The 19,398-nt window shown below is 64.7% G+C and carries 21 protein-coding genes; 13 read left to right on the top strand and 8 right to left on the bottom strand.

The genetic code is table 11. The features are described from left to right. Nucleotides 1-286 precede the first annotated feature (286 nt). Nucleotides 287-505, top strand: coding sequence for a hypothetical protein (locus LDB05_RS06855; protein ID WP_226007179.1), 219 nt, complete (start codon nt 287-289; stop codon nt 503-505). 95 nt (nt 506-600) lie between these two features. Here LDB05_RS06855 and LDB05_RS06850 read toward each other — a convergent pair whose 3' ends face one another. The 4 genes from LDB05_RS06850 to LDB05_RS06835 form a co-directional block, all read right to left on the bottom strand. Next, entirely contained in the window at nt 601-825 is a 225-nt protein-coding gene (locus tag LDB05_RS06850) for an AbrB/MazE/SpoVT family DNA-binding domain-containing protein (RefSeq protein WP_226007178.1), read from the bottom strand. Nucleotides 826-889: 64 nt separating this feature from the next. Beyond that, nucleotides 890-2,356, bottom strand: coding sequence for an RtcB family protein (locus LDB05_RS06845; protein ID WP_226007177.1), 1,467 nt, complete (start codon nt 2,354-2,356; stop codon nt 890-892). A gap of 85 nt (nt 2,357-2,441) precedes the next feature. Next, entirely contained in the window at nt 2,442-3,536 is a 1,095-nt protein-coding gene (locus LDB05_RS06840) for a DoxX family protein (RefSeq protein ID WP_226007176.1), read from the bottom strand. Nucleotides 3,537-3,621: 85 nt separating this feature from the next. Beyond that, nucleotides 3,622-4,074 (bottom strand): archease, encoded by a 453-nt coding sequence (locus LDB05_RS06835; RefSeq protein ID WP_226007175.1) that lies wholly within the window; start codon nt 4,072-4,074, stop codon nt 3,622-3,624. Between the two features lie 250 nt (nt 4,075-4,324). Between LDB05_RS06835 and LDB05_RS06830 the strand changes: the two genes are divergently transcribed. After that, the gene (locus LDB05_RS06830; RefSeq protein ID WP_226007174.1) at nt 4,325-4,801 is read left to right on the top strand and encodes a GNAT family N-acetyltransferase; all 477 of its coding nucleotides are present in this window, start codon (nt 4,325-4,327) and stop codon (nt 4,799-4,801) included. A 26-nt stretch (nt 4,802-4,827) separates the two neighbouring features. Here LDB05_RS06830 and LDB05_RS06825 read toward each other — a convergent pair whose 3' ends face one another. Beyond that, on the bottom strand, nt 4,828-5,376 hold the full coding sequence (locus LDB05_RS06825) for a winged helix-turn-helix domain-containing protein (protein ID WP_226007173.1): 549 nt from the start codon (nt 5,374-5,376) through the stop codon (nt 4,828-4,830). Nucleotides 5,377-5,535: 159 nt separating this feature from the next. Between LDB05_RS06825 and LDB05_RS06820 the strand changes: the two genes are divergently transcribed. The 10 genes from LDB05_RS06820 (at nt 5,536) to bcp (ending at nt 15,260) form a co-directional block, all read left to right on the top strand. Continuing rightward, the gene (locus tag LDB05_RS06820; protein ID WP_226007172.1) at nt 5,536-5,751 is read left to right on the top strand and encodes a heavy-metal-associated domain-containing protein; all 216 of its coding nucleotides are present in this window, start codon (nt 5,536-5,538) and stop codon (nt 5,749-5,751) included. A 6-nt stretch (nt 5,752-5,757) separates the two neighbouring features. Continuing rightward, complete coding sequence (locus LDB05_RS06815) at nt 5,758-7,707, top strand: heavy metal translocating P-type ATPase (RefSeq protein ID WP_226007171.1); 1,950 nt, start codon at nt 5,758-5,760, stop codon at nt 7,705-7,707. A gap of 29 nt (nt 7,708-7,736) precedes the next feature. Further along, nucleotides 7,737-8,396 (top strand): hypothetical protein, encoded by a 660-nt coding sequence (locus tag LDB05_RS06810; protein WP_226007170.1) that lies wholly within the window; start codon nt 7,737-7,739, stop codon nt 8,394-8,396. Nucleotides 8,397-8,481: 85 nt separating this feature from the next. Further along, nucleotides 8,482-9,657, top strand: coding sequence for a DNA primase small subunit PriS (gene priS, locus LDB05_RS06805; RefSeq protein ID WP_226007169.1), 1,176 nt, complete (start codon nt 8,482-8,484; stop codon nt 9,655-9,657). Between the two features lie 109 nt (nt 9,658-9,766). Continuing rightward, nucleotides 9,767-11,338: a methyl-accepting chemotaxis protein gene (locus LDB05_RS06800; RefSeq protein ID WP_226007168.1), complete on the top strand. Its 1,572-nt coding sequence runs from the start codon at nt 9,767-9,769 to the stop codon at nt 11,336-11,338. Then, nucleotides 11,335-12,288 (top strand): 2Fe-2S iron-sulfur cluster-binding protein, encoded by a 954-nt coding sequence (locus LDB05_RS23480; RefSeq protein WP_343232909.1) that lies wholly within the window; start codon nt 11,335-11,337, stop codon nt 12,286-12,288. Before LDB05_RS06800 ends, LDB05_RS23480 begins: the two co-directional genes overlap by 4 nt. Then, entirely contained in the window at nt 12,285-12,908 is a 624-nt protein-coding gene (locus LDB05_RS06790) for a hypothetical protein (RefSeq protein ID WP_226007167.1), read from the top strand. Before LDB05_RS23480 ends, LDB05_RS06790 begins: the two co-directional genes overlap by 4 nt. Next, nucleotides 12,905-13,543 carry a plastocyanin/azurin family copper-binding protein gene (locus tag LDB05_RS06785; RefSeq protein ID WP_226007166.1) on the top strand — a complete coding sequence of 213 codons (639 nt, stop codon included), beginning with the start codon at nt 12,905-12,907 and terminating at the stop codon, nt 13,541-13,543. The genes LDB05_RS06790 and LDB05_RS06785 overlap by 4 nt, the downstream gene beginning before the upstream one ends. A 139-nt stretch (nt 13,544-13,682) precedes the next feature. Beyond that, on the top strand, nt 13,683-14,702 hold the full coding sequence (locus LDB05_RS06780; RefSeq protein WP_226007879.1) for a DNA replication complex subunit Gins51: 1,020 nt from the start codon (nt 13,683-13,685) through the stop codon (nt 14,700-14,702). Nucleotides 14,703-14,786: 84 nt separating this feature from the next. Beyond that, complete coding sequence (gene bcp / locus LDB05_RS06775) at nt 14,787-15,260, top strand: thioredoxin-dependent thiol peroxidase (RefSeq protein WP_226007165.1); 474 nt, start codon at nt 14,787-14,789, stop codon at nt 15,258-15,260. A gap of 265 nt (nt 15,261-15,525) precedes the next feature. On the opposite strand, the gene LDB05_RS06770 is transcribed toward bcp, so the two are convergent. After that, entirely contained in the window at nt 15,526-17,787 is a 2,262-nt protein-coding gene (locus LDB05_RS06770) for a CDC48 family AAA ATPase (protein ID WP_226007164.1), read from the bottom strand. Then, nucleotides 17,784-18,032 carry a DUF7127 family protein gene (locus LDB05_RS06765; protein ID WP_226007163.1) on the bottom strand — a complete coding sequence of 83 codons (249 nt, stop codon included), beginning with the start codon at nt 18,030-18,032 and terminating at the stop codon, nt 17,784-17,786. The genes LDB05_RS06770 and LDB05_RS06765 overlap by 4 nt, the downstream gene beginning before the upstream one ends. A 235-nt stretch (nt 18,033-18,267) precedes the next feature. Between LDB05_RS06765 and LDB05_RS06760 the strand changes: the two genes are divergently transcribed. Then, nucleotides 18,268-19,065: an alpha/beta fold hydrolase gene (locus tag LDB05_RS06760; RefSeq protein ID WP_226007162.1), complete on the top strand. Its 798-nt coding sequence runs from the start codon at nt 18,268-18,270 to the stop codon at nt 19,063-19,065. A gap of 50 nt (nt 19,066-19,115) precedes the next feature. Here LDB05_RS06760 and LDB05_RS06755 read toward each other — a convergent pair whose 3' ends face one another. After that, nucleotides 19,116-19,346: a DUF7511 domain-containing protein gene (locus tag LDB05_RS06755; RefSeq protein WP_226007161.1), complete on the bottom strand. Its 231-nt coding sequence runs from the start codon at nt 19,344-19,346 to the stop codon at nt 19,116-19,118. Nucleotides 19,347-19,398: the final 52 nt, after the last annotated feature.

Raw genomic sequence — 19,398 nt, 5'->3', positions numbered from 1 at the left:
TACTGTCAGTGTGTTACGAAAACGGGGAGTCCGCGCACTCGGCCCGACTCCGGTATCTTTCCGGTCCACGTGGTGGTCGTCCCCATGAGTACCACCGGGGAACTCACGGTCCCCGCCGCCGAGTTCACGCTCGGGCACACGCTCGAGGAGACGGACGATTTCGACATCGAGCGCGTCGTCGAGGAAGTCATCGATGTCGGTGAATCGCCGGACCGGAGTAACGTGCAGCGTCGCTCATTGACCGGCCGGCGGAAGACCTACACCGACCACGCTCGAACGACGAGCCATGGACGAGGACATGCTCGCGGACCAGCGTCGCCTCGTGGAACTCATCGAGAAGGAGGGATGGGACGTCACTGACCTCGAGATTTCGGCCTACGACAGCCCGTGGGCCGACGAGGACGACCCGGAAGCGACCGTGACGATCACTGCGCGAAAACCGTACGAGGACGGTGACGACGACGGTGACGGGGAGGACGACGAAAGTCCGTATCGATTGAAATAGCGCTCGGATACGACGACGACCGGTCCCTCTCTTCCGATTCGATCCGCTCAGGGTCGCTATCGTGACCCGACTTCAGAGGGCCATAATGGGGTTCGTCACCGACCGGCTTCTTCGAGTGCCTCGTCCAGTGCGTCTTCTTCGAGTTCCGCTACCGTTTTGTCACTTCCAGTGGCCGCTTCTCGGAGTGCCTCGAGGGGGTCATCGGGAACCGGGACGAGTACCAGCCGGTCGGAGCGCTCGATGAGTTCGAACTCCTCGCCGAACCGTTCCTGAACCGATTCCGGAAGCGAAAGACGACCGTCGTCGGCACTGACGCGCATACGTCGAATTTCCGACAACAATATATGACTCTTCTGCTGGTCCTACGTGATGGACGAACCCCGATCACCCCTTGATGTTACACACGGGGAACGTCCGCGCGACCCTGTCGCCGATGCCGAGTTCGTCCGAGACGCGGACGACCTCGTCGACGTCCTTGTAGACGCCCGGCGCTTCCTCGGCGATCGTGGCGCCGGACTGGGCCTTGACGTAGATCGCCTGCTGGTCCTCGAGGTCCTGCTGGACGTCGCCGCCCCAGAACTCGTTTTTCGCCTGCGTACGGCTCATCAGGCGGCCCGCACCGTGGGCCGTGGAGCCGAATGTCAGGTTCATCGAGTTCTCGCCGCCCCGGAGAACGTAGCTGCCGGCACCCATGCTGCCGGGGATGATCACCGGCTGGCCGACGTCGCGGTAGGCGTTCGGTACCTCGGGGTGGCCGGCGGGGAACGCCCGCGTGGCACCCTTCCGGTGGACGTAGAGTTCGCGCTCGTCGCCCTCGTCGTTCACCGTGTGCGTTTCCTTCTTGGCGATATTGTGGGCCACGTCGTAGAGTAACTCCATCTCCATCACCTCCCAGGAGCGATCGAACACGCGCTCGAAGACCTGTCGGGTCCGGTGCATGATCAGCTGGCGGTTGACCCACGCGAAGTTGATCGCCGCGTTCATCGCGCCGTAGTAGTCCTCGGCGAGCTGCGAGCCCGCTGGCGCTGCCGCGAGTTCTTTGTCTGGCAACTGGTCCAGCAAGCCCTTGTGTTGCTGCTCGATCTTCCGCAGGTAGTCGTTGCAGGTCTGGTGGCCCAGTCCACGGGAACCGCAGTGAATCAACACGACGATCTGGTCCTCTTCGAGCCCGTAGGCCTCGCCCACGGCCGAATCGAAGACGTCGGTCACGCGTTGCACCTCGAGGAAGTGGTTCCCCGACCCGAGCGAGCCGATCTGGTTCTTCCCGCGGTCCTTGGCTTTCTGGCTCACTTTGTCCGGGTCCGCGCCCTCGCGCATGCCCTCGTCCTCGCAGTGCAGGAGGTCGTCCTCGACGGCGTGGCCGTTCTCGAGCGCCCAGTCGACGCCGCGGGCGAGGATCTCGTCGATGGTGTCGACGCCGGCTTCGACGATGCCGCCGCCGCCGAGCCCCGATGGAATGTTGGCGAAGAGGGAGTCGACGAGTTCCTCCTCGTGACCCTGCACCTCGTCGTAGGTCAGGTTCGTCCGCATCATTCGGACGCCGCAATTGATGTCGTAGCCGACCGCTCCCGGCGAAATACAGCCGTTTTCGGCGTCGAGCGCGCCGACCCCGCCGACCGGGAAGCCGTAGCCCTGATGCCCGTCCGGCATGCAGATAGCGTACTTGGTAATTCCGGGCAGATGGGTCGTGTTCTTGATCTGTTCGAGTGTCTTGTCGTCCTCGATCTCCTCGAGCAACGCCTCGCTCGCCAGTACCCGTGCGGGGACGCGCATGTCGCCCTCCTGTGGAATCTCCCAGACGTACTCGCGTACCCGCTCGAGCGTGATGCCGTTGGCGTCGAAGGTGGTCATACGCGAAATTCGGACCGCAGTGATGAAAGGTGTTCGTCTCGCCGCTCCCTTCGACACTCACTCACAGTGGCGAATCGCACGAGGGTTACGCGGCTTCGGGGACTGCGTCTGCGGGTTCCTCCGTCTCGACGGGCTCGAGACGACGATCGATGGCGTAGGGGCCGCTTCCGGTGATGAGTAGCACGGACGCCAGTCCGAAGAGTCCGACGTGGGCGAGGACGGGATCGTCGGGCAGAGCGAAGAGCGTGAGCGAGAACACGCCGATCGCCGATGCCGCGCTCGCACGGGTAAAGAACCCTCCTACCAGCGCGAGACCCAGTCCGATCTCGGCCAGTCCCGCACCGAGCACCCACAGTTCCGGGCTGGCTGGGACGACCGTCGTCAACTCGTACTTGTCGACGACGGCGAGCCCGATACCGGGCCGTAGAATCTTCTGGCCCAACCCGAGGGAGACGAACGTACTGCCGAGACCGAGACGAACGATCGTCGGTACCAACGTGCGATACTCGCGGATCCGCTCCTGGAATACGCGGGCGCGATCGTGTACGATGTCGAGTCGTCCGTAGAGCGTCCCCGGTGTGCCGGCGACCCGCTGGAGGACGTGATCCGCACTCGGTCGACCGCTCCCGATCAGTGCGATGGCGAGCATACCGCCGACGAACTCGAGCTGTAACAGGAGGATCGGCCGGACTACAACGCCGATCAGGTAGCACCCGAGCGTCAGCAGCGCGACGACACGTGTCGCGAACCCGAACAGCAGCAGGAACCCGAGCGCGACCTGCAGGAGTCGTGCCTGAACGTGCACTGCGGGGCTGATGAAATAGCCGCCGAACCCGGCACCGATCAGTGGAATACCAAAGGAGATCCGGAGGAGCCAGGGAACGTACGACCGATACTCTCCCATGGCGGCCCGGAAGGCCCCGACGTCCCGCTCCACCGGCGGAACGACCAGATACCCCGCGATACCGACGAGAACGAGCACCGCACCCGCCAACAGCGGACCGACGACGAAGGGATCGGTGAGCGACTCGGCGAGGAATTCACCGACAGCTACGTCGCGCTCCCCGTCGACGACGTACTCCTCGTGTGCGAGCGCGGACTCCACGGCCACGAGCAGGGCGATCGAAACGGCCATCGTCGCTCCGACGAGACGCACACGTGTCCGTAGCGTATCACGCATCGCTCCCAAATAAGCCCGGTACGGTGAAAACTGGTCGGCCGGCGACATTGTCCTCGTGTACTCGCTGACCACTCCACTGGCGGCCCTATACGTCGAAGACGACGTACGCCTCCCATTCCCCCTCCTCAGTTCGCTCGAGGCGCATCTCCGAGTACGTCACCGCCTTCACCTCTCGGGCGTCGATCTCGGCGAGGGGAACGCCGCGAGCGCTCGCCTCGAGGTGCCACTCGGTAGATCCGTCGGACCCGGTCGAGTCGTCTTCCGACCCGCGCGTTTCGATCGAGTCGACCCGATGGTCGACGGGCAGTTCCGCTCGAACGTCCCGCAGGTAGATCAGTTCGTCGAGGTAATCGAACAACAGCGCCTCCCGGTTCTCGGCCGTCACGGTGAGCGAAAAGCGGTCGCCCGTCTCGGCCGGTATGTCGTCGCACGAGGCGGCCCCGAGCCCGTCGGCCACCGCCGCGACAGTCGCCTCGAGCGAGTTGCCGGTCGCCGACACTGCCACGTCGGCGGTGTGATCGCGTAGTTCGAACCCCATTTGGCGGTTCCTTGTCGGGCCGAGTCCCTATGTCCGTCGTTTCAGGACCGATGGTCTCTCTGAGCGGTCCGATTGCAGATATAGTCGCACTGCAAGTCGATGCACACCTGATCGCACGACAGCTGTGCGATCAGTGTGTAAATAGTTGCAGTGACTAGTATAAATCGTCTCGAACATGTCGATCGCGTCTGACGTTCCGCAGCGTCGACTGCCGGTGGAATTATATTGACGACGATGGTAGGTCGTGGTAGTGAGCGTCAACATCGACAGTCGCGTCGTCGCGCCGGGGAGCGACGACTTCGTCGACGAGGCCTGGCAGCTGAAGGAGGAGATAAATCGACAGGAGGGTGTGCTCAAGCAGCGGTACGACTTCTTTACTGACGCCTATCGTCGGTCGAAAGTGCACTGTTACGTTCAGGACGGAGACCTCATCGGGTTCGCCGCGGTTCGACGCGACGGGTACATTCTCTTTCTGGCGGTCGATCCGGAGTTCCGCGGGAACGATATCGGCAAGCGCCTCGTCGCCCACGTCGCGGACGATCACGACACGATCACGTGCCACGCGCGGACGAGCAACGAGAACGCGCTCCAGTTCTACGAACACCTCGGCTTCGAGATCAAGCGCCGGATCGACGACTACTACGAGGACGGCGGCGACGCATACTACCTGAAACTCGGGGCAGACGTCGGCATCGCCGACCGGATTTCGGATCTGATTCGTCGGTAACGAGCGGTTCGTGGTCTCGGCACCTCTCACCGAGTCGGTGGGTCGTCCCTCTCGTTCCGGACGGTTCCCTCGACGAACGCTCGACGGAGAACCGTCAGCAGCAGGTACGTTTCGTACTTCTGGCTTCGACAGTGCGCACAGGGCGCCATCTCGTCGGCGATCCGATCTATAGTCTCCCCGTACTCCGCTTCGAGGTCCGCCACGAGAGCGGACACCTCGGGTGCGAGCCCGTGGGCCATTTCCGCGATATCGTCCCGCGCGTCGTCGGGAAGTGCGTACGAGAGAACGATCGTGTTCGCACGGTAGTACTTGGTCGTCCCGCCGTTGTGCTCTTCGAGACGGGCGACCTCGACGAGGCCCGCGTCGCGGAGTTCGTTGACGTGGTGGCGAACCGTATTGAGCGTCCGGTCGTAGCCCCGTCCTTCCAGGTCATCGTCGATCTCCGTCACGGAGAGGGACTCTTCGGCGAGCATGTCGAGGATCATCGCACGGACCGGTTCGTCGACGGCGCTCGAGACGTTCGTGTCCCGGACCGCGATGTCTTCGATCGTCACGTCAGACGTGAATTCGGGCATCGGTTACCCGGCCGTTGGGCCGCGACCGATATAAGTCGCTCAGACCGCACGACCGTCTAGACGAGTCGTTTCACCGGTGGAATCGACCGTGATGGAACTCAAACAAATCATTTGAGTGATATATTTGTAGACGGGGTTCGTAGGCCTATTCGAGACGCAATGACCCGAATCGAAGAATACCGCGTGACCGACTTCGACTGCCCGACGTGTGCGAGCAACGTCGAACGATCTCTTTCGAAAACGGACGGCGTCGAGCGCGTCGAGGTCCACTACACGACCGGACGCGTCGAAATCGAGTACGACGAGGGCACCGTCGATCCCGACGTCTTCGAACGAACGATCTCGAATCAGGGGTACACGCCCCAGGCACGGTGACGGTTAGTGAGCGCTAAACGGTACGTCCGGAACCACCGACAACCGGCCATCGTCGCCGCCAGCGGCCTGCTCCTCGCGGGTGGCTGGAGCCTCGGCTACGTCCACGACCTCGATCAGGGAAGCGCGGCGCTCGTGGTCCTCGCGGCGGTCGTCGGCGGATACGACGTCGCGAAGAAAGCCTACTACACGCTACGTAGCGGCACCGTCGGCATCAACACCCTCGTCACACTGGCCGCGATCGGCGCGGTCTACATCGGCGAGTACTGGGAGGCCGGCGCCGTCGTCTTCCTGTTCGCGCTCGGGAACTACCTCGAGGCGCGGACGATGAGCAAGACCCGAAACGCGCTCCGGGAGCTACTCGAGATGACCCCGGACACGGCGATCGTTCGTCGGAACGGTCGAGACCTCGAGGTGCCGGCTCGCGAGGTCGAAACGGGCGAGATCGTGATCGTCAAACCCGGCGCGACGGTCCCCGTCGACGGCGAAGTCGTCGATGGAGAAAGCGCGATCGATCAGGCCCCCGTCACCGGCGAAAGCGCGCCCGTCCACAAATCGGCCGGCGACGAGGTCTACGCCGGGACGGTCAACCACGAGGGCGCACTCGAGGTCGTCGCCACCGACACCGGCTCGGACACGACGCTCGAGCGGATCGTCCGCAGGGTCGAGGAGGCCCAGGAAGCGAAAGCGCCGACGGAGACGATCATCGAGCGCTTCGCGAAATACTACACGCCCGCGATCGTCGTGCTGGCGGTCGGGACGTACGCGAGTACCGGGAACGCCATTGTGTCGCTGACGCTGCTCGTCATCGGCTGTCCCGGGGCGCTCGTCATCGGCCCGCCGGTCAGCATCGTCAGCGCCATCGGCAACGCCGCGCGCTCGGGCGTGCTCATGAAAGGCGGCGAGCACCTCGAGACGGCCGGCAAGATCGACCTCGTCGCGTTCGACAAGACCGGGACCCTGACGAGAGGCGAGACGACCGTTTCGCACGTCGAGGGGTTCGGTACCGCCGACGACGAGGTGCTCCGCTACGCGGCCATCGCGGAGAAGAGGAGCGAACACCACCTCGCGGAGGCCGTTCTCGAGGCTGCCGGGGCGGGTGACGGAGCCGGTACTGCCCACGCCACTGACGGCGGTGAGTCGACCGTCGTGAGACGACCCTCGTCGGAGCACCGCACCGAGGGCGGCGCGGTCGTCGAACGGCCGACGATTCCCGACCCCGACGAGTTCGAAGTCGTCGCCGGGAAAGGCGTCGTCGCCCGGTACGACGGCCGTCGGATCCTCGTCGGCAACCGCGCGCTCCTCGAGGATCGTGATATCGACGTTCCGACCCGGATCGCCGACCGCCTTCGCGAACGCGAGGCATCCGGTGAGACTGCGGTTCACGTCGTTCTCGACGGGGACGTCGTCGGCATCGTTTCGCTCCGGGACGAACTCCGTCCCGCCGCGGCCGGCGTCGTGGCGGCGCTGAACGACGCCGGCGTCCGCACGGTGATGCTGACCGGTGACAACGAGCGAACGGCACGCAGCGTCGCCGAAACGGTCGACATTGACGACTACCGGGCGGCACTGCTTCCCGAGGAGAAACAGGACGCCATCCGGTCGTTTCAGGCCGAGGGCTACGTCGTGGCGATGGTCGGCGACGGAATCAACGACGCACCCTCGCTGGCGACCGCCGACGTCGGCATCGCGATGGGTGCCGCCGGAACCGACACCGCGATCGAGACGGCGGACATGGCGCTGATGGCCGACGACCTGACGCGCATTCCGTACGCCGTGACGCTCAGCAAGGCGACCCGCTGGAACATCTTCGAGAACGTCGCCGTCGCCGTGGCGACGGTCGCCCTGCTGCTGGTCGGCGTCTTCGCGGGTTACGTCCACATGGCGGGCGGCATGCTCGTCCACATCGGAAGCGTGCTACTGGTCATCCTCAACGGGATGCGGCTGCTGCGGTACTGACGACGACCACTGCGATCACAGATCCGACAATGACTCAATCGACCCACGAAACCGACCGAACGAACTGGACCGTCGACTACACCGACATCGAGCCGATCCGACTGCGAGACCCCGTCGCCGAAGCGCTGGCCGTTCTCGATCCCGGCGACCCGTTCGTCGTCACGTACAGGGACGTCGTGAAAATAGCCGGTCACTCCTGTCCCACGGCTGCGGGCGCGTACCGCATTGTCAAGGACGGACTCGAGGCACTCTATCCGGACGACCTCCCGGTCCGCGGCGAGGTCGCCGTGCTCGCGGGTGGGCCACGAACGGACCCGAGTTACGGCGTCACGTCGCGACTGATCTCGTACGTGACGGGTGCCGCCGGCGAGGACGGCTTCGGCGGTCTGGCCGGAGGCCACGGCGGCCGGACGGACCTGCTGCGGTTCGGTGCCATCGGCACGGAGGGCATCACGTACGAACTCACGCGAACCGATACGGACGAGACGGTCCGCGTCACGTACGATATCTCGAAAATCCCGGATGCCGGACCGGCCACACGGCACCTCCCGTCGCTAATCGACGGCGAGGCGACCGCGGACGAACGCGCGGCCTTCGCCGAGGCCTGGCACGGCCGAGTCGAACGGATCTTGCGCGGTGACGGCTTCGTCACGGTCGACGGACCCATGGAGCGGAGCGCCGACGGATAACCGTCGTCGACCCGTCGGTCCCGTCCGGACTCACACCGTCAGTCCAATACAATTATACCCGACCCACGATGAGTAGGCGAAGCGTATGGAAGAGCGAACGAGGGCCTACCTCCGCGGGAGATTTCGGGACTACTATCGGCGGACTGAGCTCACGCCGCCGCCCGCGGCGAACGAACGCGAGTGGGGATTCATCCCCTGGACCGAGGGACCGGACACGACGATGGTCCGCCACCGTTCGCTGCTCGAGCTGGGCGATCTCTCGGAATTCCTCGTCCGAAAACGCCCGCGACACGTCTACTTCTCCGCGGGGCGCTTTCGCGACCCCGGCGCGAGCTCGATGAACGAGAAGGACTGGCAGTCCGCCGATCTCGTCTTCGACCTCGACGCGGACCACCTCCCGAGCGTCACGCTCGGCGAGGACAGTTACGGGGAGATGCTCGCGAAGTGTAAGGACGCCCTCTATCGGCTGCTCGACTTCCTCACCGACGACTTCGCCTTCGAGGACCTCGAGATCGTCTTCTCGGGCGGCCGCGGCTATCACGTCCACGTCCGCGACGAGAACGTCTTGCACCTCGAGCGGGAGCACCGCCGCGAGATCGTCGACTACGTCCGCGGCATCGGCCTCGAGTTCGACGACCTGATCGAGACCGAGACCGTCGCCGGACTCGGACGGAAGACCCCGACGGAACGCCGAACGCTGCAGATCGAAGGCGGCTGGGGCGCTCGGACGCACGACCACTTCATGGGGTTCGTCGACGAGTTGCTCGAGATGGACGAAGATGCGGCCTTAGAGCGCCTTCAGGAGTTCGACGGCATCGGCGAGGGGAAAGCGACGGCGACCCTCAACGCGGCCCGCAACAACCGCGAGGAACTCGAGGCGGGCAACGTCACGGTCCACACCGCGGTCGCGCAGCTGGCCGAACGGTTCGCGAGCACGGCCGTCGAGCGGGACAACGCGCCGATCGACGAACCGGTCACGACGGACACGAACCGACTGATTCGACTCCCGGGCAGTCTGCACGGCGGGAGCGGGTTGAAGACGGTCCGCCTCGAGCGCGACGAGATCGCCGACTTCGATCCCCTGGTCGACGCCGTCCCGGAGACCTTCGTCGGCCACGAGATTACCGTCGACGTGAGCGACGGCGGTGAGGTCGAGCTGAACGGAAATACGTTTTCGGTGTCCGAGGGCGCCCAATCGCTTCCCGAGTACGTCGCCGTATTCCTGATGGCACGCGGTCGAGCGGAGAAGGAAAAGGAGTAATCCGACCCGGTTGATTACGGCGCAGAGCCCCACTAGTTGTGGCGAAATTCCGTCGAATTTGGGTGACAATCCGCACAATCCTCTTTACCGATATGTCTGCAGTGGTCGTATGGATACGGTACTCGTTCGGTCGTGGGTCGAACAACGTGGGACGACGCTCGCTCGGCAACTCGATCCGCGGCGAAGCATTACCGGAAAACTGGCAGTCGTCGGCGTCGCGATGGCGCTACTCACTACCGTTCTCGTCGCCACCGCAATCTGGCAGCTAACGACACGGTTCGTAACGACGTTCGAGGGCGCGCAGGTCGTCTACCGGGGCGGCGTTCTCACGCTGGTCGTCCTGCTCGCCGGACAGGTCGTGACGCTGGCAGTCGTCCGCCAGTCGGTGGTCGGCGGCCTCCGGGAACTCGACGGATGGACGCGGACCATCGTCGAGAAGGGAACGCACGGAACCGAATTTTCGACGACGCGACGGGACGAAATCGGACAACTCTCCTGGCGGGTCGCCGAACTCCGAGACGAGCTCGCGACCCAGGTAGAGACCGTCGAATCGTTGAACAGGGAACTCGCGACGGTCGCGACGAGCCAGTCGCAGACGCTCGCCGCCTGTCGTCGCGGTGACCTCACTCGCCGGATGGAGACGGAAACCGGGATTCCGCAGTTCGAAGCCCTGGCGACGAATTTCAACGCGATGATGGACGAAACGGAGACGATGGTCGCCGAGATCAGGACCTACAGTCAGCGGCTCACGGCAGCCGCCGCCGAAACGACCGACCACGCCGGTCAGGTCCATCAGTCTGCGATGGCGGTGACCGACTCGACGGCGTCGATCAGTGATGGTGTCGACCGCCAGCACTCCCGTCTCGAGGGAACGGCGGAAGCGATGGAGACGCTCGCCGACAGCGTCGATGCGATCGCCGCCGAAACCGTTACCGTCGCGAGGCGCTCGGAGCGTGCCGCCAGCACGACACGAGAAGGGGCTGCCGCAGCCGAAGACGCACTCGAGCAGCTCACGGAGATTCGTGCGCGGACGGATCGTTCGGTCGAGGAGATGGAGGCGCTCTCGGAACTCGTCGGCGAGATCGGCGAGATAACCGATCTCATCTCGGAGATGACGAGGAGAACGAGCCATCTGGCGAACAACACCCAGATCGAGGCGTCACGTGACGGCGACGGCGAGATATCCAAGCGGTTGACTCGACAGATCAAGAAACTCGCAGCCGATACCGACGGCGCAGCGACGGATATCGAACGCATCGTAGATGGTATCGAATCCCAGACTGCCGCCGCCGTCTCGGAGATCACGGAGACGCGTGCGGCGATCGAACGCAGTGCGGAACCGATCGAGGGGGCGCTCGGCGCGCTCGAGGACGTCGAATCGGTCGTCAGAGCGACGTCGAACGAGATCGACGCGATCGACGAGGCCACCGACACGCAAGCGGCCCGAACGGTTGACGTCCTCGAGTCGGTCGAAGCGATTCGGGAGATCAGTGCGGAGACCGCGACTGAAGCGTCGACAGCAGCGAGAGCGGCTGCGGAACAACAGACGATCGCCGACGAGATTCAGAACCGACTCGATTGGTTGTCCTCGACCGCGACCGATCTCGAGCGCCGTCTCGAGCAGTTCACGGTCCGTGAATCATCGGTTTCACGGGGACCGTCACGAGGTGCGACGCAATGACGGCCACCGAACACGGTACAGAGCCCGGGTCTGCCGCAGGCGAGGACGGGACAGTCGCCAAAGCGGGTCCGGCTCCGTCCCTGTCCCCGGAACAGGTCGTTCGGGCACAGATCGGATCGATTCTCGAGGCCGCCGAGACGGACGCTGATGATGGATCGAGCGACCCGGTATCGCCTGCGGTGCGAACGCTGTTCGATTTCGCGAGTCCCGAGTTTCGAGCCCGTCACGGCTCCCTCGAGACGTTCGGGGCGACACTGTCGGGGCCGATACATGACCGCTTGCTCGCAGCGGAGTCGATCGAACGCGGCCCCCTCGAGCGCGAGGGGGACCGGGCCACCCTGACGGTGCTTGCGCGCCATCCGGCAGGAGATCGAACGTACGAGTTCGTTCTCACCGAAGCGTCCGCAGGGAAATATGCGGGCTGCTGGATGACCCGGTCGATCGACCTGATCTACAACGGTGTGAGCCCGTCCTTTCGGCGAATGCCGACGGTCCAATTCGGGGACCGGGAGATCAAGTGTGACGAGGGAGTGACGTTGCGAGACGTCCTCCTGCGTGCCGACGGCTACTCGCCGCACAACGAGATGACGCAGGTCGCGAACTGTAGCGGCAACGGACTCTGTGGGACCTGTGCGGTCGAGGTAGACGGAGCTACGGACGAGCCGGCCTCGAGGGAGCAGCGGCGGCTCAGCCTGCCGCCGCACGAGGAATCGGACGGGCTTCGGCTCTCCTGTCAGACGTGCGTTCGCGGCGACCTCGAGGTGATCAAACACGGCGGTATATGGGGTCAACACGTCGAGGAACGGATGGACGTCGGCGACGAACCCCTGGAGGAGATCACCGTGACAGCCGCCGAGTACGCCGGGACGTACGAATACGAGCGCGATGCGAGCTCCGGAACTGACACTGGCGACGACTCGAGAAGCGCCTCGCCGACGGGTGACCGATGACGACCGCCGAACCGGGGACGGTCGATTCGACGCTCCACGACGGACTGACCGTGGATCAGGTGCTCGGAATCGTCGCGATCGTCGGGCTCTCGGGATGGAGCGTGACACAGTACGTCGCCTGGAATCCCGGTCGTTCCCTCGGAACGGTCGGCGTCGAGGGAGCGGTACTCGTGCTCCTGTTCTGGCTGCTGGCGACGATAACGATTGCGGGGGTAATCCTCGGAGCCGGCTCGCGCGCTGTCACGTACGGGCCGCCGTTCTGGTTGTGGGGAGTCCTCGTCGCCATCGCGATGACGAGCAACGCCGCCGTCGTCACCGGCCTTTTTCCGGAATCGCTGGCGAGATATGCGCTCTGGCACCCCTGGATCGGGGTCTACGCGATCGGCTATCTGGCGATGGGAATCGTCGCCGTCGACCGCACCCGACTGGCGTATCTCGCCGGGTGCCTGCTGGCCGTCATCGTCCTCGTCGCGTGGGCGGCGTTTCCGCTCGAGAGCCGGTCCTGGATGTTCGCGCTCACGGGAGTCGTCCACGCAGGGCCGATACTCGCGGACGTTGCGTTCACAGCCGCCGACACGGAAGCCCCCGATCGACCCGCCGAACCAGTGAGGAACGCATGACAGATCACGAGATGGGCATCGACGACAACGGCTCGAGTATCGAACCGAACGGAGACGGTACCGACGGCGACGGTCTCCGAGACCGTCCCCGATCGGTCGATTCGAGCAGAAGCAGACGAACACTGCTATCAACGACCGCGAGCGCGCTCGCGGTCGGTATCTCCGGCTGTTTGACCAATCCCTGGGGGCCGGACTCGGACGACGTCTCGAGCGACGACGCCGAGACCGCAACCGGCGGCAATAGTGAGGAAACGGATCCGCCCTCCGACCCGTCCGAGAACGAGACCGACGATGGAGGGGGGACGGATTCGGACGACACGGAGATTACCCCACCGCTCGAGCAAGCACCGTCACAGGTCGTCGAGGTCGCTCCCGACGGGTTCCAGTTCGATCCGGAGTCCTTCGAAATCGACGCGGGCGAAACCGTTCACTGGATCTGGATGGACTCGGGACACAACCTCCGTGTCCGTGCGAAACCCGAGGGGTCGGACTGGAAGGGAACGCCGGGAACGGCGTCTGATACCTACGACGAGGGGTACGAACACGGCCACACGTTCGAGGAGCCGGGCGAGTATCGCTACTACTGTGCTCCCCACCAGACGCTCGGCCTCGAGGGGTCGTTCACCGTCCGATAGTCGTCGGATCGTCGGACTGACCGCCGCTCGTGAGTCGGACTCTATCGCGTCGACGACGATATGTTTACAACCCCGGAGACTGTTCACTCCGGTCAGGAGTTCCGATGACCGTCCGTCGGGACGGGTAGTGAGCACAGCAATGAATCTAGACGAACTGCGTTCGGTCCAGAGCAAGGAGCGCCAGAAGGATAGCCTCCAGAACCTGCGCCCCTCGTTCTATCAGGAGGTCGGCGAGTACATCGCCGATCTCGAGGACGAACGCGACCGCGTGGCCGAGCAGGCCGAGGATCCCTTTTCCGAGCCCGAGGTCGGGCAGCTGACCGACGAGATCGAGACCGCCAAGGACGTCGTCGAAGCGATCTACGAGCGCCGGATGGGGAAACTCGTCAAGCAGGCCAGCCTCGCCGCGGCCGGCATGCCGGCCGACGACGAGGGCCTCACCGCCGAAGAATCCGACCTCTTCGACGACCTCGTCGACCGCATTAGCTCGAACAAGAGCCGCGTGCTGGACGTGCTCGAGGGCGTCGCGGATCCGGTCGCCGGGCCGGATGCGAACGCGGATTCGACGGCCGGCTCCGATCCCGCCTCGGCCGAGACACGCGGTGACCCCGAGTCGGTTCCCGGCCACCCATCAGCGGATACCACGGCTTCGGACGACCCGCCGCCGGCACCGCCCGAGGAGCCGTCACCGGGCGACCATTCCCCGGCGGAGGCAGAACCGGAATCAGCGGACTCGAGCGGGGTCTCTCCCGCGGACGTCATGGGCGGCGACGGACCGTCGGTCGGCACGACTGACGCGACCGAAACCGGCCGAACCGATGGGTCCGAGCGACCGATCGAGGACACCGACGAACCGTCTCCCCGTTCCACGGACGGCGGGGCCGTCGATACTGCGGACCCGACGCAACCGAACTCCACGGGGACGGACCGTGACGCCGATTCGACGGTCCCGGACCCAGGTGACGGCTCTGGACCCGACGAGTCACACGACCCGACCGCCGACGTCGATCGGGCGACCGTCAGAATCACCACCGATATCGGCTCCATTCTCGGCGTCGACGATCGAGAGTACACCCTGTCGAGCGATGACGTGGTCACGCTGCCGGAAGCAAACGCCGCCCCGCTCCTCGAGCGAGAGGCCGCCGAACGGCTCGAGTGAAGCGATCGGATCTCGGTTTCGGCCCCGCGGACAGCTGTCGTGTGAAACCGTAACGCATACATTACCCGTCGCTAACTCGCATTCATGCTCGACGCCGGCGACGAGGCACCAGAGTTCGAACTGCAAAACCAACACGGCGAGACGGTCCGCCGCTCCGATTTCGACGGGCAGCGGCTCGTCGTCTACTTCTATCCTCGTGCCAACACGGACGGCTGTACGACCGAGGCCTGCGAGTTCAACGATGCGCTCCCGAAACTCGACGATCTCGACGCCGCAGTCGTCGGCATCAGCGACGACCCCGTCGACGACATCGCGGATTTCGCGGCCGACTACGACCTCGAGTTCGATCTGCTCTCGGACGAGTTCGGGGAAGTCGCGACGCTCTACGAGTCTTACGGTGAGAAACGCATGTTCGGGAACACCTTCGACGGCGTCTTCCGGAACACATACGTCGTCGGTCCGGACGGACGGATCGAGGCGGTCTACGAGGGTGTTTCGCCCGACGGCCACGCCGACGAAGTTCTCGCGGACCTCGAGCCGGCGGACATCGCCCACTGATACGCGAGCCCGAACCGAACGGATTCCTTCGGCAGTCACTTATGTGATACGTACGGATCGGTCCGCGATCTATCGACCGAGCGGACTCGCTTCTCTGCGATCGGTCCGTCTTCGACTATCGACCCGTGGTACTCGAGTTCGAAGCTGCTAGTAGGAAGACTACTACCAACGATATGCGAACCGTACGGCGGTCGAAAAATGAAGTGAGCGGTCGGAGGCGGAACGCGAACGGTGGCAACGCCGGTCGCTGCCGCGGACGCAGACCTTACTGGAAGGTGCGTCCGAGCTGTTCGTCCTGTCCGGGTTCGGCCCGCTGGAACTCGTCTTCGAGCTCCTCGTACTGCTCACGGGTGTCGGGGGAGACGCTCGGGTTGACCTCGCCGAGCGCGTGTTCGAAGTGGTCGCGGCTAATGCGAACGTTGCCGATGGTGTCGTCCATGTCGTCGGGATCGACCGAGTTGATGAACTCGCGGCTGGCTGCCATCGACGCTTCGCGACAGACGGCCTCGATGTCGGCACCGACGTAGCCATCCGTTTCGCCCGCGAGCCACTCGAGGTCGACCGACTCGGCCAGGGGCTTGTTGCGGGTGTGGACCTCGAAGATCGCCTTGCGCGCGTCCTCGTCGGGGACCGGCACGTGGACGTGTCGGTCGAGCCGGCCGGGACGGAGCAGGGCGCTGTCGATGAGGTCCGGGCGGTTGGTCGTGGCGACCACGACGACGTCCTCGAGTTCCTCGAGGCCGTCGAGCTCGGTCAGGAGCTGGGAGACGACGCGTTCGCCGACGCCGGAGTCACCCTGGCGCTGGCCGCGTTCGCCCGCGATCGAGTCGATCTCGTCGAAGAAGATCACGGTCGGTGCGTTCGACCGCGCCTTTTCGAAGACCTCGCGAACGCCCTTCTCGGACTCGCCGACGTACTTGTTCAGCAGCTCGGGGCCCTTGATCGAGATGAAGTTCGACTGAGCCTCGTTGGCGACGGCCTTCGCGAGCAGGGTCTTCCCCGTGCCCGGCGGGCCGTACATGAGGACGCCCTTGGCGGCCTGCATGTCCATCTGCTCGAACACTTCGGGGTAGTCCAGGGGCCACTGGATCGTCTCGCGGAGCTGCTCTTTGGTATCCCCCAGCCCACCGACGTCGTTCCAGGTGACGTCGGGGACTTCGACGAAGACCTCGCGCATCGCGGAGGGCTGGATGCCCTTGAGCGCCTCCTTGAAGTCGCGTTCGGTGACCTCGAGCGAGTCGAGCACGTCGGCGTCGATCTCCTCGGACTCGAGGTCGAGTTCGGGGCGGATGCGACGGAGCGCGTTCATCGCGCTCTCGCGGGCCAGCGACTCGAGGTCGGCACCGACGAAGCCGTGCGTGCTCTCGGCGTACTGATCGAGGTCGATGCCCTCGTCGAGGGGCATCCCGCGGGTGTGGACCTGCAGGATCTCCTTGCGGCCCTCCTTGTCGGGGACGCCGATCTCGATCTCGCGGTCGAAGCGACCGCCGCGACGGAGCGCGGGATCGATCGCGTCGACCCGGTTGGTCGCGGCGATGACCGTGACGCGGCCTCGTTCCTCGAGACCGTCCATCAGGCTGAGCAGCTGGGCGACGACGCGTCGTTCCACGTCACCGCCGGCTTCCTCGCGTTTGGCCGCGATGGAGTCGAGCTCGTCGATGAAGATGATCGAGGGGGCGTTCTCCTCGGCTTCCTCGAAGACTTCACGGAGCTGTTCTTCGGACTCGCCGTAGTACTTCGACATGATCTCCGGCCCGGAGATGGTCTCGAAGTGGGCGTCGATCTCGTTGGCGACGGCCTTGGCCATCAGGGTCTTCCCCGTGCCCGGCGGGCCGTGCAGGAGGACGCCCTTCGGCGGCTCGATCCCGAGCTGTTGGAACAGTTCGGGGTGGCGCATCGGCAGCTCGATCATCTCGCGGACCTGGTCGAGTTCCTCGTCCAAGCCGCCGATGTCCTCGTAGGCGACGTTCGGGACGCCCTCTGCGGAGGCGCCGCCGCCGGATTCGACCTGTTCGGCGGGGGTCTCCGAGATCTCGATGCTCGTCGAGTCCGTGATGACGACGGTGCCCGACGGCGAGGTACCCGCGATCTTCAGCGGGACGGACTGGCCGGAGCTGGCCATGGGCCCGAAGGAGAGCGAGAACGGGACCGTCTGGCCCTCCGTGACCGCCTGCCCGCTCAGCTTGTCCCGCACGAGCGGGCCGATGTCGCCGCGGATGCGCAGGTTCTGGGGAAGCGCCACGGTGACCGAGTTGGCGGGTTTGACGTCGGCGGGTTCGATGGACACGTTGTCGTCGATCCCGACGTCGGCCTCCTGTCGCAGGCGGCCGTCGATGCGGACGATTCCGCGTCCTTCGTCTTCGGGGTAGCCGGGCCAGACGCGGGCGACGGCCTGGTTGTCGCCCTTGCCCTTGATGACGATGTAGTCCCCGTTCTCGAGGTCGAGTTCGTTCATGGAGACGCGGTCGATCGCGGCCAGCCCGCGGCCCGCGTCCTTCTGTTTGAGTGGTTTGACAGTGAGTTTCATAGTTCCTCCTCCAGTTCGACAGTGAGAACTCCGTTTTTCATAAACGTGTGCGCGTTCTCGATATCGTCAGGGAGTTCGATTTCGTACTGGTCGTCGGCGAGGACGACGATAACCGTGTCGTCGACGACGTCGACCGACGCGTCGGCCTCCTCGGTACCGAAGTCGACAGCCATCACCGTGCTGTCGTCGTATTCGTACCGTCGGGCCACCTGCCCCTCTTCGGGGGTGAATTGTTCGAGAGTCATGCTGTAACTAACCCAAAGTTAGCGCCGACACTATATAAACCTTTCGACGAAATACCGCATGAAGGCGGTGTATCGGTAGAGAGTTGATTGTTCGTGGTTCACAGTAGGATCACCGCGAATACTCGTCCGAGACGGTACCGCAATAGTGGGCCGGGACAGTTATATTCCCGTTGGTGGCGTCTCCCGGGCTCCGCCGAATCGAGTCTTTATCACCGTTCCGGTCGTGTCGTTCGACATGGAAACGGTATCACATCACGGCCGGGAAACGGCGTACGAGGTCGTCGATCGAGGTCACGACGGGCCGCCGATCTGCTGTATTCACGGGAGCGGTGGGTCGCGCGACGTCTGGGAGGGGCAGCGAGCGCTCGCAGATCAGGCGCCGATCGCTCTGATCGATCTCAGCGGCCACGGCGACTCGGACGATATCGATGCGAGCGCCGGCTACTCGGCGTTGTCCGCGTACGCCGACGACGTCCTGGCCGTCGTCGAGGCGACCGACGCGGAGGTCCTCGTCGGAAGCTCCCTCGGCGGTGCCGTGGTCCTCCAGATCCTCCTCGAGCGCGAGTACGATCCCGAAGCGGTCGTCCTGACGGGGACCGGTGCCCGACTCGGCGTGCTCGAGGATCTGCTGACGTGGCTCAAGTCGGACTTCGATCAGGCGGTCGAGTTCCTCCACGGACCGGACCGGCTCTTCCACGACCCCGACCCGGATCAGCGAGAGCGGTCGGTGGAGCGGATGCGCGAGTGCGGACAGGCGGTCACGCGCCGGGATTTCCTGACCTGCCACGAGTTCGACGTCCGCGACCGCGTCGCCGAGATCGACACTCCCGCATTGGCAGTGTACGGAGAACACGACCAACTCACGCCGCCGTGGTTCCACGAATACCTCGCCGAAGAAATCGACGGTGGGGGACTCGCCGAGATCGAGGACGCCGCACATCTGGCGATGGTCGAGCGGCCAGCAGCGTTCAACGATGTCGTCGACGAATTTCTCGCGGAAGTCGACAGCGAACGAGGCCGGGACTGGTACTGAGAAAGCGAGCGCCAGGGTAGCGTCGTCGTCGGGATCCCCGAACGTCGGTGCTACCTGCGTTGCTCGAGGGGGACGAACGAATCGGTGGTCGCGGTGATCCATTTCGTCGACATCACGTCCTCGTCGATCTCTTTCGGAAACATTGTACAGACGGCCACGTCCTCCTGCTCGACGGTGACGTGCTGTAGCCGCGACGACCGATCGGCGGCCCACCCCCGCTCGCCGGGCGTGTGGCTCGAAGATTCTGAAATGGTGTGATCCTCCGCGCTGTGTCTCGACACACTCTACCACGACATATAAATACTGCCACTGTGTGTGGCTTATGATTATATG

Source organism: Natrinema salinisoli (genome assembly GCF_020405205.1).
Classification (GTDB): domain Archaea; phylum Halobacteriota; class Halobacteria; order Halobacteriales; family Natrialbaceae; genus Natrinema; species Natrinema salinisoli.
This window is presented reverse-complemented; position numbering and strand designations above follow the sequence as displayed.